This is a genomic window from Sinorhizobium sojae CCBAU 05684 (assembly GCF_002288525.1).
Lineage (GTDB): Bacteria > Pseudomonadota > Alphaproteobacteria > Rhizobiales > Rhizobiaceae > Sinorhizobium > Sinorhizobium sojae.
Map to the genome: position 1 here is coordinate 94,436 of NZ_CP023067.1, position 17,587 is coordinate 112,022.

At 62.8% G+C, this 17,587-nt stretch carries 15 protein-coding genes; 9 read left to right on the forward strand and 6 right to left on the reverse strand.

Going from position 1 to position 17,587, the window contains the following annotated elements:
* Positions 1 to 30: 30 nt before the first annotated feature.
* Positions 31 to 1,908, reverse strand: a complete 1,878-nt coding sequence (locus SJ05684_RS00460) for a CHASE2 domain-containing protein (RefSeq protein ID WP_034853962.1) — start codon at positions 1,906 to 1,908, stop codon at positions 31 to 33.
* Positions 1,909 to 1,931: 23 nt separating this feature from the next.
* On the reverse strand, positions 1,932 to 2,636 hold the full coding sequence (locus tag SJ05684_RS00465) for a Crp/Fnr family transcriptional regulator (protein WP_034853888.1): 705 nt from the start codon (positions 2,634 to 2,636) through the stop codon (positions 1,932 to 1,934).
* Positions 2,637 to 2,874: 238 nt separating this feature from the next.
* Here SJ05684_RS00465 and SJ05684_RS00470 point away from each other — a divergent pair, with 238 nt between their 5' ends.
* Positions 2,875 to 3,315: a DoxX family protein gene (locus tag SJ05684_RS00470; RefSeq protein ID WP_034853889.1), complete on the forward strand. Its 441-nt coding sequence runs from the start codon at positions 2,875 to 2,877 to the stop codon at positions 3,313 to 3,315.
* Between the two features lie 54 nt (positions 3,316 to 3,369).
* Here the strand turns inward: SJ05684_RS00470 and SJ05684_RS00475 are convergent, their stop codons facing one another.
* Both SJ05684_RS00475 and SJ05684_RS00480 read right to left on the reverse strand, forming a co-directional pair.
* Positions 3,370 to 3,804: an RbsD/FucU family protein gene (locus SJ05684_RS00475; protein ID WP_034853891.1), complete on the reverse strand. Its 435-nt coding sequence runs from the start codon at positions 3,802 to 3,804 to the stop codon at positions 3,370 to 3,372.
* Between the two features lie 39 nt (positions 3,805 to 3,843).
* On the reverse strand, positions 3,844 to 5,073 hold the full coding sequence (locus SJ05684_RS00480) for an ROK family transcriptional regulator (protein WP_034853892.1): 1,230 nt from the start codon (positions 5,071 to 5,073) through the stop codon (positions 3,844 to 3,846).
* A 361-nt stretch (positions 5,074 to 5,434) separates the two neighbouring features.
* Between SJ05684_RS00480 and SJ05684_RS00485 the strand changes: the two genes are divergently transcribed.
* The 7 genes from SJ05684_RS00485 (at position 5,435) to SJ05684_RS00515 (ending at position 12,243) form a co-directional block, all read left to right on the forward strand.
* Entirely contained in the window at positions 5,435 to 6,460 is a 1,026-nt protein-coding gene (locus SJ05684_RS00485) for a sugar ABC transporter substrate-binding protein (RefSeq protein WP_034853894.1), read from the forward strand.
* Positions 6,461 to 6,869: 409 nt separating this feature from the next.
* Positions 6,870 to 7,952 carry an ABC transporter permease gene (locus SJ05684_RS00490; RefSeq protein WP_034853896.1) on the forward strand — a complete coding sequence of 361 codons (1,083 nt, stop codon included), beginning with the start codon at positions 6,870 to 6,872 and terminating at the stop codon, positions 7,950 to 7,952.
* Positions 7,952 to 8,734, forward strand: coding sequence for an ATP-binding cassette domain-containing protein (locus tag SJ05684_RS00495; protein WP_034853897.1), 783 nt, complete (start codon positions 7,952 to 7,954; stop codon positions 8,732 to 8,734). The genes SJ05684_RS00490 and SJ05684_RS00495 overlap by 1 nt, the downstream gene beginning before the upstream one ends.
* A complete protein-coding gene (locus SJ05684_RS00500; RefSeq protein ID WP_034853899.1) occupies positions 8,731 to 9,351 on the forward strand; it encodes a nucleoside triphosphate hydrolase in 621 nt (206 codons plus the stop codon). The genes SJ05684_RS00495 and SJ05684_RS00500 overlap by 4 nt, the downstream gene beginning before the upstream one ends.
* A 140-nt stretch (positions 9,352 to 9,491) precedes the next feature.
* Positions 9,492 to 10,529 carry a dihydroorotase gene (pyrC, locus tag SJ05684_RS00505; RefSeq protein ID WP_034853900.1) on the forward strand — a complete coding sequence of 346 codons (1,038 nt, stop codon included), beginning with the start codon at positions 9,492 to 9,494 and terminating at the stop codon, positions 10,527 to 10,529.
* 48 nt (positions 10,530 to 10,577) lie between these two features.
* Complete coding sequence (locus SJ05684_RS00510) at positions 10,578 to 11,276, forward strand: orotate phosphoribosyltransferase (RefSeq protein ID WP_034853903.1); 699 nt, start codon at positions 10,578 to 10,580, stop codon at positions 11,274 to 11,276.
* A gap of 40 nt (positions 11,277 to 11,316) precedes the next feature.
* Positions 11,317 to 12,243, forward strand: coding sequence for a carbohydrate kinase family protein (locus tag SJ05684_RS00515; protein ID WP_034853905.1), 927 nt, complete (start codon positions 11,317 to 11,319; stop codon positions 12,241 to 12,243).
* 168 nt (positions 12,244 to 12,411) lie between these two features.
* Here SJ05684_RS00515 and pgi read toward each other — a convergent pair whose 3' ends face one another.
* Together pgi and SJ05684_RS00525 are read right to left on the reverse strand one after the other, a co-directional pair.
* Entirely contained in the window at positions 12,412 to 14,037 is a 1,626-nt protein-coding gene (gene pgi / locus SJ05684_RS00520; RefSeq protein ID WP_034853907.1) for a glucose-6-phosphate isomerase, read from the reverse strand.
* 138 nt (positions 14,038 to 14,175) lie between these two features.
* Entirely contained in the window at positions 14,176 to 15,876 is a 1,701-nt protein-coding gene (locus tag SJ05684_RS00525; protein ID WP_050979968.1) for a long-chain fatty acid--CoA ligase, read from the reverse strand.
* Between the two features lie 458 nt (positions 15,877 to 16,334).
* On the opposite strand from SJ05684_RS00525, the gene SJ05684_RS00535 reads away from it, so the two are divergent.
* On the forward strand, positions 16,335 to 17,519 hold the full coding sequence (locus SJ05684_RS00535; RefSeq protein ID WP_050979970.1) for an AI-2E family transporter: 1,185 nt from the start codon (positions 16,335 to 16,337) through the stop codon (positions 17,517 to 17,519).
* The last annotated feature ends 68 nt before the right edge of the window (positions 17,520 to 17,587 follow it).

The window sequence follows — 17,587 nt, forward strand, 5'->3', positions numbered from 1 at the left end:
CGAGGACAAAGACATGCAGCGATTCAAGAACTACAGCGACTTTTGCGCCTCTGATGAGACGCGCCGCGTTGTAGGGACCGTGAAAAGTTCCATTGTCCCGAAGCCGCGGATGTCGTGCTGCCCGAGCGATTGCATCACCATGCTGCATTGCCGGGCGGCGGCCGGGCCGATGCAGATCGCGGTTCCGAGGAACTTGTTCGCCTCCTGAAGCCGGGCGGCGAGGTTCACGGCATCGCCATGGGCCGTATAGTCGAGCTTTCCGCCGGCACCCACTTCTCCGAGCACCGCCGGCCCGGTTTCTATGCCGATGCGCGTTCGCCCGAATCCCTGTTCGGCAAATTGCGGCCGCTTGCGCATCTCCTCAGCCAGCGAGTGAATGGCAAGGGCGCAGGCGACCGCGGCGTCGACGTGGTCCTCCAGATCCTCCGGCGCATTGAAGAGGGCGTGCACGGCATCGCCCACCACCTTGTCGACCATGCCGCCGTGGCGGGAGACGAGCGCATTGACCTCAGCGAAATAGATATCGAGCAGTGCCACGAGGTCGCGCGGGGCGAGCTTTCGCGACAGCGCCGAGAACGCCTCGATGTCGGTGAACAGGGCGGTGACGACGCGTTCTTCGCCCGCGACGCGACCATGGTCCGGTTCATCGATGTAGCGGGCCACAACGGACTGCGGCAGATATTGCGAGAATTTCTGCCGGGCGAGCGCCTCTGCACGGCGCACGCGGCCAAGCTGCAGCGCGCTGGTGACGATGAGGACCGCCGCCAGTGCAGCGGAAATGCTAACCGCATCGGCGAGCAATCCACTTGCCGCGTAGATGGCGCCGGCGCCGGCTGTGACGGCAAGGACGGCGGCAAGCCCGGATGCGAGTGCTGCCAAGGGGCGGAGCTTCGTTGCGCCATAGGCGGCGAGAGTGCCGGATGCGAAGCTGAACAGCGCCTCGTAGAGCGACAGACCACCGCCGCGATAGGGAACGAAGCCCGTCATGATCGCATTGGCGATATCGGCGTGGATCTGCACGGACGGTTCGAGTGGCATGGAGGCTGTCGGTCTCAACCCGCCGAGGCTCGGCACGCTGCTGCCGACGAACACGAGTTTGCCGGCGAGCAGGCCTTCGTCGACGCGATCGGCCATGATGTCGACCGCCGACAGCGTGCGGGCGGCAATCGCCGCCTGCGAACTGGGGACGAAGCGAAGATTGCCGCTCTCGTCGAGGGGAATGATCGCGTGGTCGAGCCGGAGCCAGGCCGGCTCTCCCCCGAGCACAGGCGTGCTGCTCCCGGAGGCAAGCCGGCCCGCTTCGATGCCGAGAGCCGGATAGGCGTCGTTTCCGAGGATGGCGAAGGCCTGAGTACGCCGGACGCGCGCGTCCTTGTCGCCGACGAGAAACGCGGCGGTCGCGGCCTTTGCCTGTTCCATGAAGACGGGACAGGAGGTTTCCGCGCCTTGGATGAACCAGGTGCCCGGAACCGCAAGCGGCCGCTGTAGGGCGAGCGGCGGAACGGGTCGCGGGCGTTCCAGCATCTGCTCGGCGGCCAGGAAGCCCAGGACAACCGGCGCGTCGCCGATAGCCGAAGCAAGGGCCCGATTGGCCGGCGTGGCCGGGTCGCAGTCGGAACTGAAGACGAAGTCGACGGCGATCGCCTGCACCCCGGCTGCCGCCAGGCGCATGAGGAGACCGGCGGTCGCGGCCCTGTCCCAGGAGCCGGCGCTTCTTTCATATGCCTCGCGATCGATATCGACGACGAGGATCTGCGACGAACGGGGCGAGTCGACCAGCTGAGTGAGGCTGTCGAAGAAGAGCTCGCGCTGGGTGCGGAACACGGTTTCCGCATAGAGGTAGAGCATGACCGCCGCCACCAGGCTCGCGATGATCCCGCCTGCAAGCGGGCTGGTGCGATGATGCAGCCAGTGTGTCAGGCTCAAACGGCCTAGTCCTCCTCCGGATCGGCTATGTTCAGCAGGCGTTCGACATTGCAGGAGATGATCCCGTCCGTACGCCTGAGTGCGCCGTTCTCCTCGAGCCACAGGATAGCACGGTTTACCTTGGGCCGGCTCGCGCCGAGGATGGACGCAATATCGGTCTGGCTGAGCGTCAGGCGGAGATTGGCGCTTTCGGGTAGCTCATTGCCATGGATCTGTCTCAGCGTGGCCAGGAAAAAGCGAGCAACGCGGGCATTGAGATCGTAGAGCGCGATCGTCTCCAGTCTCTCGGTCGTATCGCGCAATTGCGCACAGAGGAAGCGGATCACGGCTTCGGCCGTCTTTGGCCTTCGCGTGATCAGGTCGACGAAATCCTTTTTGCCGATCACATAACCTTCGGCGGCGGTGACCGCGGTGGCATCCGCCGAGCGCGGCTGGTCGTCGAGCACGGCCATTTCGCCGAAGAGCGCACCGGCCTCGTGCTGGCGCAGTATGAGCTCGCGGCCTTGCGGGGTGAACAGCGAGATTTTGATCCGTCCGGAGATGATGACAATCATGTAATTGCCTTCGTCGCCGCGCTGGAAGATGACGGTGCCGGCGGCCCACTTTCGATAGCTGGCGATCTTGGCAAGTTCGCAGAGCGTGTCCTTGTCGAAATCCTCGAATATCGGGAAGGACCGCCAGAAGGCGGGGCTCCGGTTGACTTCGGCCATGAGATTTCCCCGTCCGTGACCCCTGCGGTGCAGTGCGTCGCACGGGCGATTCTTCACGGTGTCGCCCTCTCTTGCAACAGAAAAAGCGTGTCAGCGGCAGGGCAGATCCCCGATCGCGTTGACGAAGGCAGGCGTTTGTCTTCCTGTGGTGAACGATGTGTTTCCGAGGCGGCGACTAGATCAATAGGGAAATGCTGGTACTTCTGTGCCAAACATGTTTCCAACAGGAGCCTCGCGCATGTCCCAGAACATCACCGTCCTCATCGGGCGCATCCTTCTCTCGATCATCTTCATCACTTCCGGCTTCGGCAAGCTCGGCGATCCGTCCGGAACCGCCGGCATGATCACCAATGCCGGATGGCCGGCGGCCACCTTGCTTGCCTATCTCGCCGGCATCTTCGAACTGGCCGCGGGCCTTGCCGTCCTCGTCGGTTTCCAGACGCGGATCGCTTCCTACCTGCTCGCCGCCTTCTGCCTGGTCACCGCCTTCGTGTTCCATGGCAGCGCCATCAACATTCCGGACTTCCCCGAAGCTGCGAATGGCTTGCTGTCGCTCTTCAACCAGATCATGATGATGAAGAACATCACGATCGCCGGCGCCTTCCTGGTGCTGGCCGGATTTGGCCCGGGCGCGCTTTCCGTCGATGCCCGCTTCGACAAGTCGCTTGCCACCGCGTGACGCCTGAGCCACTTTCGGAACAAAAAACCCGCCGGGCCATCGGCGGGTTTCTTGCTATCTGCCCGGGCGAATTACCCCCTTGCGCAGGATGACATTGCCGTAGAGCCGCGGCTCGCTCGTCTGCACCACGGTGTGGGCAGCCTTGACCCGCGGATAGAAATCGGCGCCGAGGAGTGGCACGACCGGCTGGTCCGGCTCATGCCTGCGGCAGCATTCGAGGATATCCCGGTGTACGGGGTCGAGCGCCTCCTTGTCCTGTTTGGCGGTTGCGCGGAATATCGCCTCCGGCACGAAATCGTCGATCGGCAGAAGGCTCAGGATGGCATCGAGCACGGGAATCAGATGGTGGCCGTCCAGCCGCACCAGTCGGCGCGCATGCTCCTGTCCCGGATAGTTGCCGTCGACGAGCGCGATCTCGTCGCCATGCCCCATTGCCCGTAATGCCGAAAGCAGTTCCGGGCTCAGGATGGGATCTATTCCTCTCAGCATCGGCCAGGTGCCTTTCGTCTCAAAATCAACATGGTCTGCTCAAAGCTCCTTGAAGAGAACGTTTGTGTCCAGCAGGTAGCGCGAAAAGAGCGGCAGGCTCGCGCCGCCGATCGCGCGGGCATGGCTTCCGACCGCACCTTCGACGAGGTCGGGCACCGTGACGCCCTGCAGGTCGAGCGCCGTGAGGGCCTTGCGTGTCGCCGCAAGCAGGCGCGACCTTACCCAGGGGGGGAAACCGCCGTCGATCACCGCGGCGGAGAAATCGATGATCGAGGCAGCCGACACCGCGGCCTGGGCGAGCGCGGCCGCCGAATCCTGGATCCAGGTATCGAGCGGTTCGCCGAAGTCGATCCAGTCATCTGCCGAATACCAGAGCGGACGCGGGTCGATGCCCCGCTCGCGCAGAAGCTTTTCGAGTACGAAGACCGAGGCGATCTTCAGCAATTGCGTCGTCTTGCCGTCCTTGCCGGAAACCGGCAGCGGACCGACGGCACCGGCGGTGCCGGTGCGGCCGGAGAACAGGGCGGAATTGATAACGACGCCACCCCCGATGAAAGAGCCGATGTAGAAATAGACAAAGTCGGGATAGTTGGCGCCGACGCCGAAGGCGAGTTCCGCACCGCAGGCGCTGGTGCCGTCGTTCTGCAGGAAGATCGCGTGCCGACTCCTGCCGGCGACTGCCGCCGCAAGGTCGAAATCGCGCCACTTGTCCATTTCTTCGCGCGGCGCGCCGACCTCCTCGGCCCAATTCCAGAGTTCGTAGGGTGTGGCGATGCCAATGCCGGCAATGCGCTTGCGCTGGTCGGGCTTGAGCTGCGCTTCGAGCTTCTCCGTACCCTCGACGATGAAGGCAACGAGGTCCGCAGGCAGCGGATAGGGATGGATCTGGTGAAGGTGTAGTCGAATGGTTCCCACGAAATCCATCAGCACCAGGTCGGTGCTGCGCCGGCCGATCTTCACGCCGAAGGAAAACACCGCATCGGGGTTGAGGCGCATGGGGATAGAGGGTTGCCCGACGCGGCCGCGCACGGGAGCGCCGCGGATGAGCAGGCCGTCCGACTCGAGCGCCCGCATGATGACGGAGACGGTTTGCGCCGACAGCCCGGAACGGCGCGCGATATCCGCTTTCGAAAGGCTGCCGTGGCGACGCACGAGCGACATGACCAGGCGCTCGTTATAGGCACGCACGCGCGTCTGGTTCGCCCCGCCGCTCGGGTCGATCACATCCGGCTGTAAGGACCCCCTGAGGGGATCTCCTGTCACTGACATGCCACCGTCTCCTCCCGTTGGCATTTTTGCTCGATTCTCAAGCCAAGGCCTGAGGGATATCGCGGTGCCTTTTCGAAGTGCCGGATCCTCCGCGAGGCGGGGCGCGCCGAAAGCGCGTCCCGCAGCTGGATTCCCCGGCCTTGGCTACGTCCTTCGTGCCGGCCTGACCCGCGGCCCGACTGCAGCCCACTACTCGCTGCAGCATGCCACATTCAGATAATAATTCAATTTGATTTATTTATTGACACTCGGGAAATTTGGTGTTTGAGTGATCGTCGGAAGCGCCGTTCGCGGAGGAGAAACTGCGACGGCGAAACCCGGAGCCGGTCCGCCGGCATGTTCAAAACCTTGGGAGGGTTTTATGAAGAAAACTGTACTGTCCGCCGCCATGGGCGCGCTTGCTCTCGGCGTTGCCTTCGCTGCGCCGTCTCAGGCGGCCGACGTTTCTGCCTGCCTCATCACCAAGACCGACACCAATCCCTTCTTCGTCAAGATGAAGGAAGGTGCGACAGCCAAGGCTCAGGAACTCGGCGTTACGCTCAAGTCCTATGCCGGCAAGATCGACGGTGATTCCGAAAGCCAGGTTGCTGCAATCGAGACCTGCATTGCCGATGGCGCCAAGGGCATCCTGCTTACCGCGTCCGACACCAAGGGAATCGTGCCCAGCGTGCAGAAGGCGCGCGACGCGGGCCTGCTGGTCATTGCGCTCGACACGCCGCTCGAGCCGATCGATGCTGCCGATGCCACCTTCGCGACCGACAACCTGCTCGCCGGCAAGCTGATCGGCCAGTGGGCTGCCGCAACCCTCGGCGATGCCGCCAAGGATGCGCGCGTTGCCTTCCTCGATCTGACGCCGGCGCAGCCCTCCGTCGACGTTCTGCGCGACCAGGGCTTCATGATCGGTTTCGGCATCGACCCCAAGGATCCGAACAAGATCGGCGACGAGGACGATCCGCGCATCGTCGGCCACGACGTCACCAACGGCAATGAAGAGGGCGGCCGTACCGCAATGGAGAACCTTCTGCAGAAGGACCCGACCATCAATGTCGTCCATACGATCAACGAGCCCGCTGCTGCCGGCGCCTATGAGGCTCTGAAGGCGCTCGGTCGCGAGAAGGATGTGCTGATCGTGTCCGTCGACGGTGGCTGCCCCGGCGTCAAGAACGTTGCCGAAGGCGTCATCGGCGCGACGTCGCAGCAGTATCCGCTGATGATGGCGGCGCTCGGAATCGAGGCGATCAAGAAGTTCGCCGAGACCGGCGAAAAGCCGACGCCGACCGAGGGCAAGAACTTCGTCGACACCGGTGTTGCGCTCGTCACCGACAAGCCGGTTTCCGGCGTCGAGTCGATCGACACCAAGGAAGGTCTGGAGAAGTGCTGGGGGTGAGCCCCGCCGAACTCCAATGGAAAGTAACAGGGAGGGCGGCTGCCAGCCGCCCTTCGCGTAAGCGCCAGGTCTTTGACAAGCCACGAAACCTGGGCAACCTTTACAGTGCCCGTACGTCCTTTAGGGGCCGCACAAAGGTCGCTGTAGCTTTTGAACCTACGCATCGTGCTTTCCGAAAATCGGGTACGATTGTCGGGCCGATGCGCTAGGGCGGGATGGAGGAAAGCCGCAGGGCGTTTCCGCTGGAGTCCCGCTCTGGCTTCTCGGAACGGATCTGGCTGCGGCAGCGATCGAGCGGTCACGGCCAAGGTGATCGGGAAAGTTCCGGATCTCGCCGCGAAAACCGGCGGGCCGCGCATCCTGCAGCAATGTGACCCCCTTGGGAGTGGGGTCCACGGGAGGAGTCTCCATGGGCGAGCCAAACACAGCCGCACAGCCATCCCAGGAATTCGAAAAGGTCCTGGCCAACAGTTCGACGGAGGTGGCGTCCTTCGATACGCACGAAAAGACGCCGCTTCAGAAACTCCAGCATTTCCTTCACTCGAGCCCGGCGGCCGTGCCTCTGATCGTGCTCGTCCTGTCGCTGATCGGCTTCGGAGCGATCCTCGGCGGCAAGTTCTTCTCCGCCTTCTCGATGACGCTCATCCTGCAGCAAGTGGCGATCGTCGGCATTGTCGGGGCGGCCCAGACGCTCGTCGTGCTGACGGCGGGCATCGATCTCTCGGTCGGCGCCATCATGGTGCTTTCCTCCGTGGTCATGGGTCAATTCGCCTTCCGCTACGGCCTGCCGCCGACCTTGTCGGTGCTCTGCGGCTTCGGCATCGGCGCCCTCTGCGGCTACATCAACGGTACGCTCGTCGCACGCATGAAGCTGCCGCCCTTCATCGTCACGCTCGGCATGTGGCAGATCGTGCTGGCGTCCAATTTCCTGTACTCGGCCAACGAGACGATCCGGTCCCAGGACATCGCCGCCAATGCGCCGATCCTGCAGTTTTTCGGCCAGAGCATCCGCTTTGGCAATGCGGTCTTCACCTATGGCGTCATCGTCATGGTCCTGCTCGTCTGCGTGCTCTGGTATGTACTCAACCGCACCGCCTGGGGGCGCCACGTCTATGCGGTCGGCGACGATCCGGATGCGGCCGAGCTTGCCGGCGTCGACGTGAAGCGCATGCTCGTCATCGTCTATACGCTGTCGGGCTTGATCTGCGCTCTGGCCGGCTGGGCTCTCATCGGCCGCATCGGCTCCGTTTCGCCGACCGCTGGCCAGTTCGCCAACATCGAATCGATCACCGCCGTGGTGATCGGCGGTATCTCGCTCTTCGGCGGCCGCGGCTCCATTCTCGGTATGCTCTTCGGCGCGCTGATCGTCGGCGTCTTCTCCCTCGGGCTTCGCCTGATGGGCACCGACCCGCAATGGACCTATCTGTTGATCGGCTTGCTGATCATCATCGCAGTTGCAGTCGACCAGTGGATCAGAAAGGTAGCAGCGTGATGGCACAGGAACCCATTCTCTCCGCCCGCGGCCTCGTCAAGCGCTATGGCCGGGTGACCGCTCTCGACCACGCCGATTTCGATCTCTACCCAGGCGAAATCCTGGCCGTCATCGGCGACAATGGTGCCGGCAAGTCCTCGATGATCAAGGCGATCTCCGGCGCCGTCACGCCGGATGAGGGCGAGATCCGCCTCGAAGGCAAGCCCGTGCATTTCCGCTCGCCCATGGACGCGCGCAAAGCCGGGATCGAGACGGTCTACCAGAACCTCGCCCTGTCGCCGGCGCTCTCGATCGCCGACAACATGTTTCTCGGCCGCGAGATCCGCAAGCCGGGCATCATGGGCAAGTGGTTCCGCTCGCTCGACCGGGCGGCCATGGAGAAACAGGCGCGGGACAAGCTGTCGGAACTCGGCCTGATGACCATCCAGAACATCAACCAGGCGGTGGAAACGCTCTCGGGCGGCCAGCGTCAGGGCGTCGCCGTCGCACGGGCGGCCGCCTTCGGGTCGAAGGTCGTCATCATGGACGAGCCCACCGCCGCACTCGGCGTCAAGGAAAGCAGGCGCGTGCTGGAACTGATCCTCGACGTCCGCCGCCGCGGCCTGCCGATCGTGCTGATCTCGCACAATATGCCGCACGTCTTCGAGGTCGCGGACCGGATCCACATCCACCGCCTCGGCCGCCGGCTCTGCATCATCGATCCGAAGGAACATACCATGTCGGACGCGGTCGCCTTCATGACCGGCGCGAAAGCACCTCCGGGCGAGGCGCGGGCGGCATGAACCTGCAGTCCTTGCGGGACGAAATCCTGAAACGGGCGGCGCATGCCGGCCGTTTCATCGTTGCCATTGCCGGTCCACCCGGGTCCGGTAAGTCGACGCTTTCGGAAACGCTGGCCGTGTCAATTGCGGAGGCGGGCGAACGTGTCGCGGTGCTTCCGATGGACGGCTTCCACTTGGACAATGCCGTCCTTCAGGAGAAGGGGCTGCTCGCCCGCAAGGGGGCGCCCGAGACCTTCGATGTGCGGGCATTCCTGTCGACGCTTGCCGCGGTCCGGGCCGATGACGGCGAGGTGTTGGTGCCGGTCTTCGACCGTTCCCGCGAATTGGCGATCGCCTCGGCGAGGATCATCGCCTCGCAGACGCGCATCGTTCTCGTCGAGGGCAACTATCTTCTCCTCGACGAAGCGCCCTGGACAGGGCTCGACGGCCTCTTCGATTTTTCGGTCTTCATCGATCCGGGCATCGACGTGCTCGAGCAGCGCTTGCTGAAGCGCTGGCACGATCACGGCTATGACGACGAGACGGCGCGCAGCAAGGCCATGGGCAACGATATACCGAACGCCCGCCGCGTTCTTGGCCGCTGCCGCCCCGCAAATCTCGTGATTTCGGAATTCTGACTGATGCCATTGTATTCGGCGGCGAAATGATGATATCGAGGCGCGGTTTCACCACATGAGTCAACGCCCTTTGAAGCGCACCGGCCGATGCACCAGCGCCGCACGCGCGGAGCGGGTGCGAGCGGCGGGAGAACGCTGACATGCAAGAGCTCGTAATCAGACGCCCGGACGATTGGCATCTGCATCTTCGCGACGGCGGCATGCTGCGCGGCGTCATCGCCGACACGAGCCGCCATTTCGCGCGCGCCATCATCATGCCAAATCTTGTGCCGCCGGTAGTCACATCCGCCGATGCGTCAGCGTACCGAGAGCGCATCCTCGCCGCCACACCCGCTGACCACAGCTTCGAGCCGTTGATGACGCTCTATCTCACCGAGGGCACCGATCCGCACGACGTGGAGGCGGGTTTCAAAAGCGGCCTCGTCAAGGCGGTGAAGCTCTATCCGGCCGGTGCGACGACCAATTCGTCGAGTGGCGTGCGGGACATCGAAAAGGCGATGCCGGTGCTCGAGCGCATGGCCGAGATCGGTGCACCACTCTGCGTCCATGGCGAGGTCACGACGGCGGATGTGGACATCTTCGATCGCGAGGCCGTGTTCATCGAAAAGGTCCTCGATCCGCTGCGCCGCCGCCTGCCGGAACTGAGAGTCACCATGGAACACGTGACGACGAAGGATGGCATCGACTATATCAAGGCGTCGAAGGCCAATCTCGCCGGCTCCATCACCACCCATCACCTGATCATCAACCGCAACGCCATTCTCGTTGGCGGCATCAAGCCGCACTATTACTGCCTGCCGGTCGCCAAGCGCGAAACGCATCGACTGGCGCTGAGGGCGGCGGCGGTCTCCGCTGACAGGCGCTTCTTCCTCGGCACCGATTCCGCTCCGCATGCCGATCCGCTGAAGGAATGCGCCTGTGGCTGCGCCGGGATCTACACCTCGATCAACACCTTGAGCTGCCTTGCGCATGTCTTCGAGGAAGAGGGCGCGCTCGACCGGCTGGAGGCCTTCACCTCGCTGAACGGCCCCGCCTGGTACGGCCTGGCGGCCAACGAGGAGAAGATCACGCTGCGCAAGCAGCAAGAACCCGTGCGCTACCCAGCCAAGATCGAGACGGAAGCGGGTCCCGTCACAGTTTTCGACCCGATGTTCCCGCTCTACTGGGCGGTCGTCTGATCGGGTTTTGGGGGCGTGACGTCCGGTCACGCCAGGCAAGGAGAGGTCATGTTTTCAAACGCGTTCACCGAAAAGGCGGTGATGGCCGAACTGCTCGCGAAGATGCTTTGGGAAATCAAGGCCGTACACTTCCGTGCGGATGAGCCCTACAAGCTCGCCTCCGGCATGGCGAGCCCCGTCTATATCGATTGCCGCAAGCTGATCTCCTATCCGCGCATCCGCTCGGCGGTCATGGATTTCGCCGCCGCGACGATCCTGAGCGAGGCCGGCTTAGAGCAGTTCGACGTGGTTGCGGGCGGCGAAACCGCCGGCATTCCCTTTGCTGCAATGCTCGCCGAGCGCCTCGGTCTTCCGATGATCTACGTGCGCAAGGCACCAAAGGGGCATGGCCGCAACGCCCAGATCGAGGGTCACATGCCCGAGGGCGCGCGCGTGCTCGTAATCGAGGACCTGACGACCGCGGGTGGTTCGATGTTCAAGTTCATTGATGCGATCCGGGCGGCCGGCGGCATCGTCGAGCATGGCATCGCCCTCTTCTATTATGACATTTTCCCGGAAGCGCGTGCCAATATGAAATCCAAGGGCGTCGACCTCCATTACATCGCCACCTGGCGCAACGTGCTTGCGGTCGCCCGTAAGCAAGCTCTCTTCGACGAGAATACGCTGAACGAGGTGGAGGTCTTCCTCAATGCGCCGCTCGACTGGTCGGCCCGCAATGGCGGCGTCAGTGCCCTGGCGGTCCAGTAACGGCCCGCTCTAATTAAATTACCCACCAGGGAGGACAGTCATGATCGTTTGCTGCGGAGAAGCCTTGATCGACATGCTGCCGCGTGAGACGCCGACGGGGGAAAGCGCCTTTGCGCCCTATGCGGGAGGCGCGATTTTCAACACGGCCATTGCCCTTGGGCGGCTCGGTATCCCCACCGGCTTCTTCACCGGCCTTTCCGATGACATGTTCGGCGACATACTGCGCGAGACGCTGAAGGCTGCGAATGTCGATTTCAGCCCCTCTGCCACCCTGCCGCTGCACACGACGCTTGCCTTCGTGAAGCTTGTCGGCGGCCATGCGAGCTATGCCTTTTTCGACGAGAACACGGCCGGGCGGATGATTACCATCGATCATCTGCCGGCCCTTGGCTGGCCCTGCGAGGCGCTGCATTTCGGTGCCATCAGCCTCATCCCGGAGCCGTGCGGCTCGACATATGAGGCACTGATGCGGCAGGAGCACGAGAAGCGGGTGATCTCCTTTGATCCGAATATCCGCCCGGGCTTTATCACGGACCGGGAGGCCCATCTTGCCCGCATGAACCGCATGGCAGCGATGTCGGACATCGTCAAGTTCTCCGACGAGGATCTCGCCTGGTTCGGCATGGAAGGAAGCCATGATGCGCTCGCGGCCGAATGGCTGACGCGCGGTCCTGAGCTGGTGCTGATCACCAAGGGCGCGGATGGCGCGGTGGGCTATACGCGCGACCACAAGGTCGAAGTCGCGGGCGAGCGGGTGGCCGTGGTCGACACGGTGGGCGCCGGCGACACTTTCGACGCCGGCGTGCTGGCCTCGCTGAAGCTTAACAATCGGCTGACGAAGCAATCCGTGGCGAGCCTTGACGAGGCAGCCGTTCGCGACGCCCTGACGCTCGGCGCCAAGGCCGCGGCCGTCACGGTTTCGCGCGCCGGCGCAAATCCACCCTGGCGGCACGAAATCGGACTCTGATTAGCGCATCGGCACGAATATCGGATCCGATTTTCGGTAAGCACGATGCATAGAGTCAGGGAGTTACAGCGTCCTTTGTGCGTCCCGAAGGACGCACGGCGCTGTAGCGGGAAAATACAACCGATCGAACGAGCGAGGCGCCGAATCGGCGCCTCGAATTGTTTCCGATCAACGCGACGCCTTCAGAAGCGCGGCAACGAGACCGGCCGTCGAGGAGTCGTGGCCTTCGGCGCTCTCCTCTCCTTCGACCACCGGCAGCAGGCCGGTCGCGAGTTCCTTGCCGAGTTCGACGCCCCACTGGTCGAAGGAGTTGATGTTGAAGAGCGCGCCTTCGACGAAGACGCGGTGTTCGTAAAGCGCGATCAAACGGCCGAGCGCGAAGGGGTCGAGCTGGTCATAGACGAAGGTAAGCGACGGCCGATTGCCGGTGAAGACGCGGTGCGGTGCGATCCGGTCGGCCTTTGCCTCATCCATGCCCTTGGCGGTGAGCTGTGCCTTCGCCTCGGCAAGGGTGCGGCCCTTCATCAGAGCTTCTGATTGTGCCAGGCAGTTGGCGATCAGGAGTTCGTGCTGGTGGCGCAGTTCCTTTTCATGCCCGTTCGCGGCGATCATGAACTCGGCCGGAACAATGTCCGTGCCCTGGTGGAGGAGCTGGTAGAAGGCATGTTGTCCGTTGGTGCCGGGCTCTCCCCAGACGACCGGTCCGGTCGCAAATTCGACCGGCGCGCTATCGAGCGTGACGGCCTTGCCGTTCGATTCCATATCGAGTTGCTGCAGATAGGCGGGGAAGCGCGAGAGGCGCTGGTCGTAGGGCAGGATCGCCCGTGACGGGTAGCCGAGCACGTTGCGATGGTAGAAGCCGATCAGGCCAAGCAGCATCGGTATGTTTTCGCGAACCGGTGCGCTGCGGAAATGCTCGTCTATCGTATGGCCGCCGTCGAGGAACCGGCCGAAATTCTCCTTGCCAATCGCAATCATCAAAGGCAGGCCGATGGCTGACCAGATGGAGTAGCGACCGCCGACCCAGTCCCAGAAGCCGAAGACGCGAGAGGCGTCGATGCCAAAAGCGGCGACCTTGTCGAGCGCCGTCGAAACGGCCGCAAAGTGATTGCCGACGGCCGCTTCGCCGAGCTTGTCGGCAATGAAGGCACGGGCCGTTGCAGCATTGGTCATGGTTTCGATCGTCGTGAAGGTCTTGGAGGCGACGATGAAAAGTGAGGTTTCGGGGTCGAGGAGCTTCAGCGTATCGGCAATATGGGCAGCGTCGACATTGGACACGAAGTGAAGCCGCGGGCCATCATGGAAGGGCGCAAGCGCGAGCGTCGCCATCACCGGACCGAGATCCGAACCGCCGATGCCGATATTGACTACGTCGGTTATTTTCCTGCCCGTTGCGCCTTTCAGGCTGCCGGACCGCACGCCGTCGGCAAAGCCGCCCATCGCCGTAAGCACGGCATTGACGTCGGGCATGACATCCTTGCCGTCGACGAGGACCGGTCGGTTCGCCCGGTTTCTGAGCGCCGTGTGCAGCACGGCGCGTTCCTCGGTGATGTTGATGATGTCGCCGCGGAACATGGCGTCGCGCTTGTCTTCGACCCTTGCGGCCTTCGCCAGCGCATCGAGCCCGTCGAGAATCCGGTCGTTCACTGCGCATTTCGAATAATCGAAGAGGAAATCGTCGAGCCGCGTGCTGAAGCGGGAAAAGCGGTTCGGATCGGCCGCGAAGGCGGCGCGGATATCGGTTGCATCGGTCACGCGTGCAGTGGCTTTCAGGCTTTCGACAAGCGCTTTCATCGCAGGGCTCCTTGCATCGGAATGGGCTGCGATAGCTAGTCGGTTTAACCGCGGCAAATCAAGGGCGAGTGTGCGCTGCAGCGAAAAAAGGCCGCCCGCCGACGGCCTTCGACGCGGTCGGTGCTCCGTCGGTCTCGGCTAACCGCGCAAGTCCTTGCGCAGGATCTTGCCGACATTCGATTTCGGCAATTCGGGGCGGAATTCGACGAATTTCGGCCGCTTGTAATTTGTCAGGTTCTCGGCGCAGTGGCGCTTGACGTCTTCTTCCGTGAGGTCCTGGTCCTTGCGCACGACGAAGAGCTTGACGGCTTCGCCCGAATGCGGGTCGGCAACGCCGATAGCGGCGCATTCCAGAATGCCCGGATGAGTTACCACGACCTCCTCGATCTCGTTGGGGAAGACGTTGAAGCCGGAAACGAGGATCATGTCCTTCTTCCGGTCGACGATCTTCACAAGCCCGGCGGCATTCATGAAACCGACATCGCCGGTGCGGAAGAAGCCGTCCGGCGAGATCGCCCTTGCCGTTTCGTCGGGACGCTGCCAGTAGCCGGCCATCACCTGAGGACCGCGGATGCAGATTTCGCCGATCTCTCCGACGGGCAACGTCTGGCCGTCATCGCCGCGAACTTGCACTTCGGTTGAGGGCAAGGGTATTCCGATCGTACCGGTGAACTCGTCTGTGTCGAGCCGGTTGGCGGTGGCGACCGGTGAGGTCTCAGACAGTCCGTAACCCTCGTGGATCGGGCAGCCGGTCATCTGCAGCCAGCGTTCCGCGACGGGTCTCTGAACCGCCATGCCGCCGCCGAAGGTCAGGATCAGAGAGGAGAAGTCGAGCTTCTGAAACTCGGGATTGTTCATCAGTGCATTGAACAGCGTATTGAGACCCGGGAAGATGTTTGTCCGGTGCTTGCCGAGTTCCTTGACGAAGGCTGGAATGTCGCGCGGATTGGGGATCAGGATGTTGTTGCCGCCGAGCGCCAACCCCATCAGCGAATTCACCGTCAGCGCGAAGATGTGATAAAGCGGCAGCGCGCACATGAACGTCAGGCTCTCCGGGCGCGGCTTGCGCAGAAAGGCCGTGTTCAGCCAGATCTCCATCTGCGCCATGTTGGAGAGAAGATTGGCATGGGTGAGGGCGGCGCCCTTGGAAACCCCGGTCGTGCCGCCGGTATATTGCAGGAAGGCGACGTCCCCCAGGGCGACATTAGGTTTCCTGAGCGTGAGCGCCGCGCTCTTGGCGAGGACCGCCTTGAAGGAGACGTGACCCGGGATCGACCAGGCTGGCACGAGCTTCTTCACCCGGCGCACGACGAGGTTGACGAGCAGGCCCTTGACGCCGAGCATATCACCCATAGTGGCGACGACCACATGCTTGACCTCGGTACGGGCGACCACCTGCTCGACCGTGTGGGCGAAGTTTTCCAGGACGAATATCGCCTTGGCGCCGGCATCGACGAGCTGATGCTCGAGTTCGCGGGGCGTATAGAGCGGATTGATGTTCACCACGGTGTAGCCGGCCCGCAGGATACCGTAGACGATTACGGGGTTCTGCAAAATGTTCGGCAGCATCACGGCAACCCGGTCGCCCTTTTCGAGGCCCAGCGACTGCAGCCAGGCGCCTATCCTGCCGGAATAGGCATTCAGATCGGCGAAGGTCAGGGATTTGCCCATGCAGGTAAAGGCCGGACGCCAGGAATATCGCGCAACCGCGTGGTCGAAGAATGCGTCGATCGATTGATAGGCAAGCGGACTGATTTCGGCGGGCACGCCCGGCGGATAGGAATTGAGCCAGATCTTTTCCTTGCTGGACCCCGTCTGTTGCATGCTAGCTTCCGCCATGCCCTCTCTCCCTCTGGTCGCCAACGAACTGCTGTGCTCACGGCGAAGGAAAATCCCTCCAGATTCCCCTCCGTCGAAGATGCTGCTTTTACTGCACTTCTTCAAGCAGTATTCCCGATTATATTACTTTGACGTAAACGTCAACAAAGCCAAATGCCGTACGGGTCGTGATCCCGCCTAAATCTGCCTGTCATGTGCTTCCGCTAGAGGAGTTGGGAATGCGACGGTACGAACCCGGCGATTTTTGAAGAGACCACGATGAAAAGCGAGTTGATTAGGCCGTCGATCAGGACGATCTATTGCCTGCTTTCTTTAATCGAAACCTTTTCAAGGGAGCATGCGGGACGTCTTGCCGGAAAGGCGACGCCCTGGCAGTGCCGGGAGCGAATGAACGCGGCCGGCGGGAGACGGGCTGGCAAGGGCGTGGGTTTGCTGTAATGTTCCTGAAAGACGGAGGAATGCAGGTGCAATTGGGCAATCGCGAGCGAGAGAATCTCCCGGCGGAGCCGCGGCTCTTCGGGCAGCCGGCCCATGCGCGCTCAGCCCTTGTCCTGCCGATCTCGGCAGCTCGTTGGCTGCTGGTGATGGTGCTGCTCGCCGGCGTCTATTTCTTCCACGGCTTCGTGGTACCGGTGCTCGCAGCCGTCGTCATCGGCTTTGCCAGTTGGCCGATCTATCGCCATCTGCTGCAGGCGGTAAACGGCAACCGCACGCTCGCCGCGACTATCGCCATCGTCTCGGTGGTCGCCTTCATCGTCGTGCCGATTTCGATCGCTGCCATCTACGCAGTGCAGGAGGTTCGCGACTGGCTCGTCTGGGCGGCGGCGACCAATGCGAACGGAGCAGCGGTTCCCGACTGGCTTGCAACCATACCCATGGCGGGCGACTGGCTGGGCCAACAATGGGTGAAATATGTCGGCCATCCCGGGGCGCTCGGCGAACTGGTGCAACTCGTCAGCGGCTCCAATATCGGCAACATCTATCGCGGTGTGCTCGTCATCGGCACCTCCGCCTTCCATGCCTTCCTGACGCTGCTCTTCATGCTGATCACGTTGTTCTTCGTCTATCGGGACGGACAGTCGTTTTCGAAGCAGCTCGACCATCTCGGCGAACAGATCTTTCCGATGCGCTGGGAACGCCTGTCGCGCGTCGTGCCGCTCACCATCAGCTCTACGGTGACCGGCATGGGCATCATCGCGATCGGCGAAGGCATCGTTCTCGGCGTCGCCTACTGGCTGGCCGGCATGCCCTCGCCGGTGACGCTCGGCATCATCACCGGCATCATGGCCCTCGTTCCAGGCGGAGCGCCGCTCTGCTTCACGCTGGTGTCGGCCTATCTTATTGCCAGCGGTTCGCCCATCCATGGCCTCGCGCTCTTCATCTGGGGCACGACGGAGCTCTTTATCGTCGACAAGACACTGCGTCCCCGACTTGTAGGCGGCCCGATCAAGCTGCCCTTCCTGCCGACCTTCTTCGGCCTCGTCGGCGGCGTCAAGACCATGGGCTTTCTCGGCCTTTTCGTCGGGCCCGTCCTCATGGCACTGCTCGTCGCCATCTGGCGCGAGTGGATGCGCGAAGTGACGGCCGACACATCTGTGCAGGCGGAGGAACCGATAAAGCGGGTGGATCTCTCCGCTAAATAATCTCGGTGCGGGCAGTCGCTGTAATCCCCGACGGCCTATATGGTCTTTTTCGCCAAGTTGTTTTAAGA

What these genes read in the sequence shown, in the direction of transcription:
- pyrC (WP_034853900.1), top strand. Translation starts at nt 9,492, where the DNA reads ATGCAAGAGCTCGTAATCAGACGCCCGGACGATTGGCATCTGCATCTT.
- SJ05684_RS00510 (WP_034853903.1), top strand. Translation starts at nt 10,578, where the DNA reads ATGTTTTCAAACGCGTTCACCGAAAAGGCGGTGATGGCCGAACTGCTC.
- SJ05684_RS00465 (WP_034853888.1), bottom strand. Translation starts at nt 2,636, where the DNA reads ATGGCCGAAGTCAACCGGAGCCCCGCCTTCTGGCGGTCCTTCCCGATA.
- pgi (WP_034853907.1), bottom strand. Translation starts at nt 14,037, where the DNA reads ATGAAAGCGCTTGTCGAAAGCCTGAAAGCCACTGCACGCGTGACCGAT.
- SJ05684_RS00475 (WP_034853891.1), bottom strand. Translation starts at nt 3,804, where the DNA reads ATGCTGAGAGGAATAGATCCCATCCTGAGCCCGGAACTGCTTTCGGCA.
- SJ05684_RS00490 (WP_034853896.1), top strand. Translation starts at nt 6,870, where the DNA reads ATGGGCGAGCCAAACACAGCCGCACAGCCATCCCAGGAATTCGAAAAG.
- SJ05684_RS00525 (WP_050979968.1), bottom strand. Translation starts at nt 15,876, where the DNA reads ATGGCGGAAGCTAGCATGCAACAGACGGGGTCCAGCAAGGAAAAGATC.
- SJ05684_RS00485 (WP_034853894.1), top strand. Translation starts at nt 5,435, where the DNA reads ATGAAGAAAACTGTACTGTCCGCCGCCATGGGCGCGCTTGCTCTCGGC.
- SJ05684_RS00495 (WP_034853897.1), top strand. Translation starts at nt 7,952, where the DNA reads ATGGCACAGGAACCCATTCTCTCCGCCCGCGGCCTCGTCAAGCGCTAT.
- SJ05684_RS00480 (WP_034853892.1), bottom strand. Translation starts at nt 5,073, where the DNA reads ATGTCAGTGACAGGAGATCCCCTCAGGGGGTCCTTACAGCCGGATGTG.
- SJ05684_RS00515 (WP_034853905.1), top strand. Translation starts at nt 11,317, where the DNA reads ATGATCGTTTGCTGCGGAGAAGCCTTGATCGACATGCTGCCGCGTGAG.
- SJ05684_RS00470 (WP_034853889.1), top strand. Translation starts at nt 2,875, where the DNA reads ATGTCCCAGAACATCACCGTCCTCATCGGGCGCATCCTTCTCTCGATC.
- SJ05684_RS00535 (WP_050979970.1), top strand. Translation starts at nt 16,335, where the DNA reads ATGCAGGTGCAATTGGGCAATCGCGAGCGAGAGAATCTCCCGGCGGAG.
- SJ05684_RS00500 (WP_034853899.1), top strand. Translation starts at nt 8,731, where the DNA reads ATGAACCTGCAGTCCTTGCGGGACGAAATCCTGAAACGGGCGGCGCAT.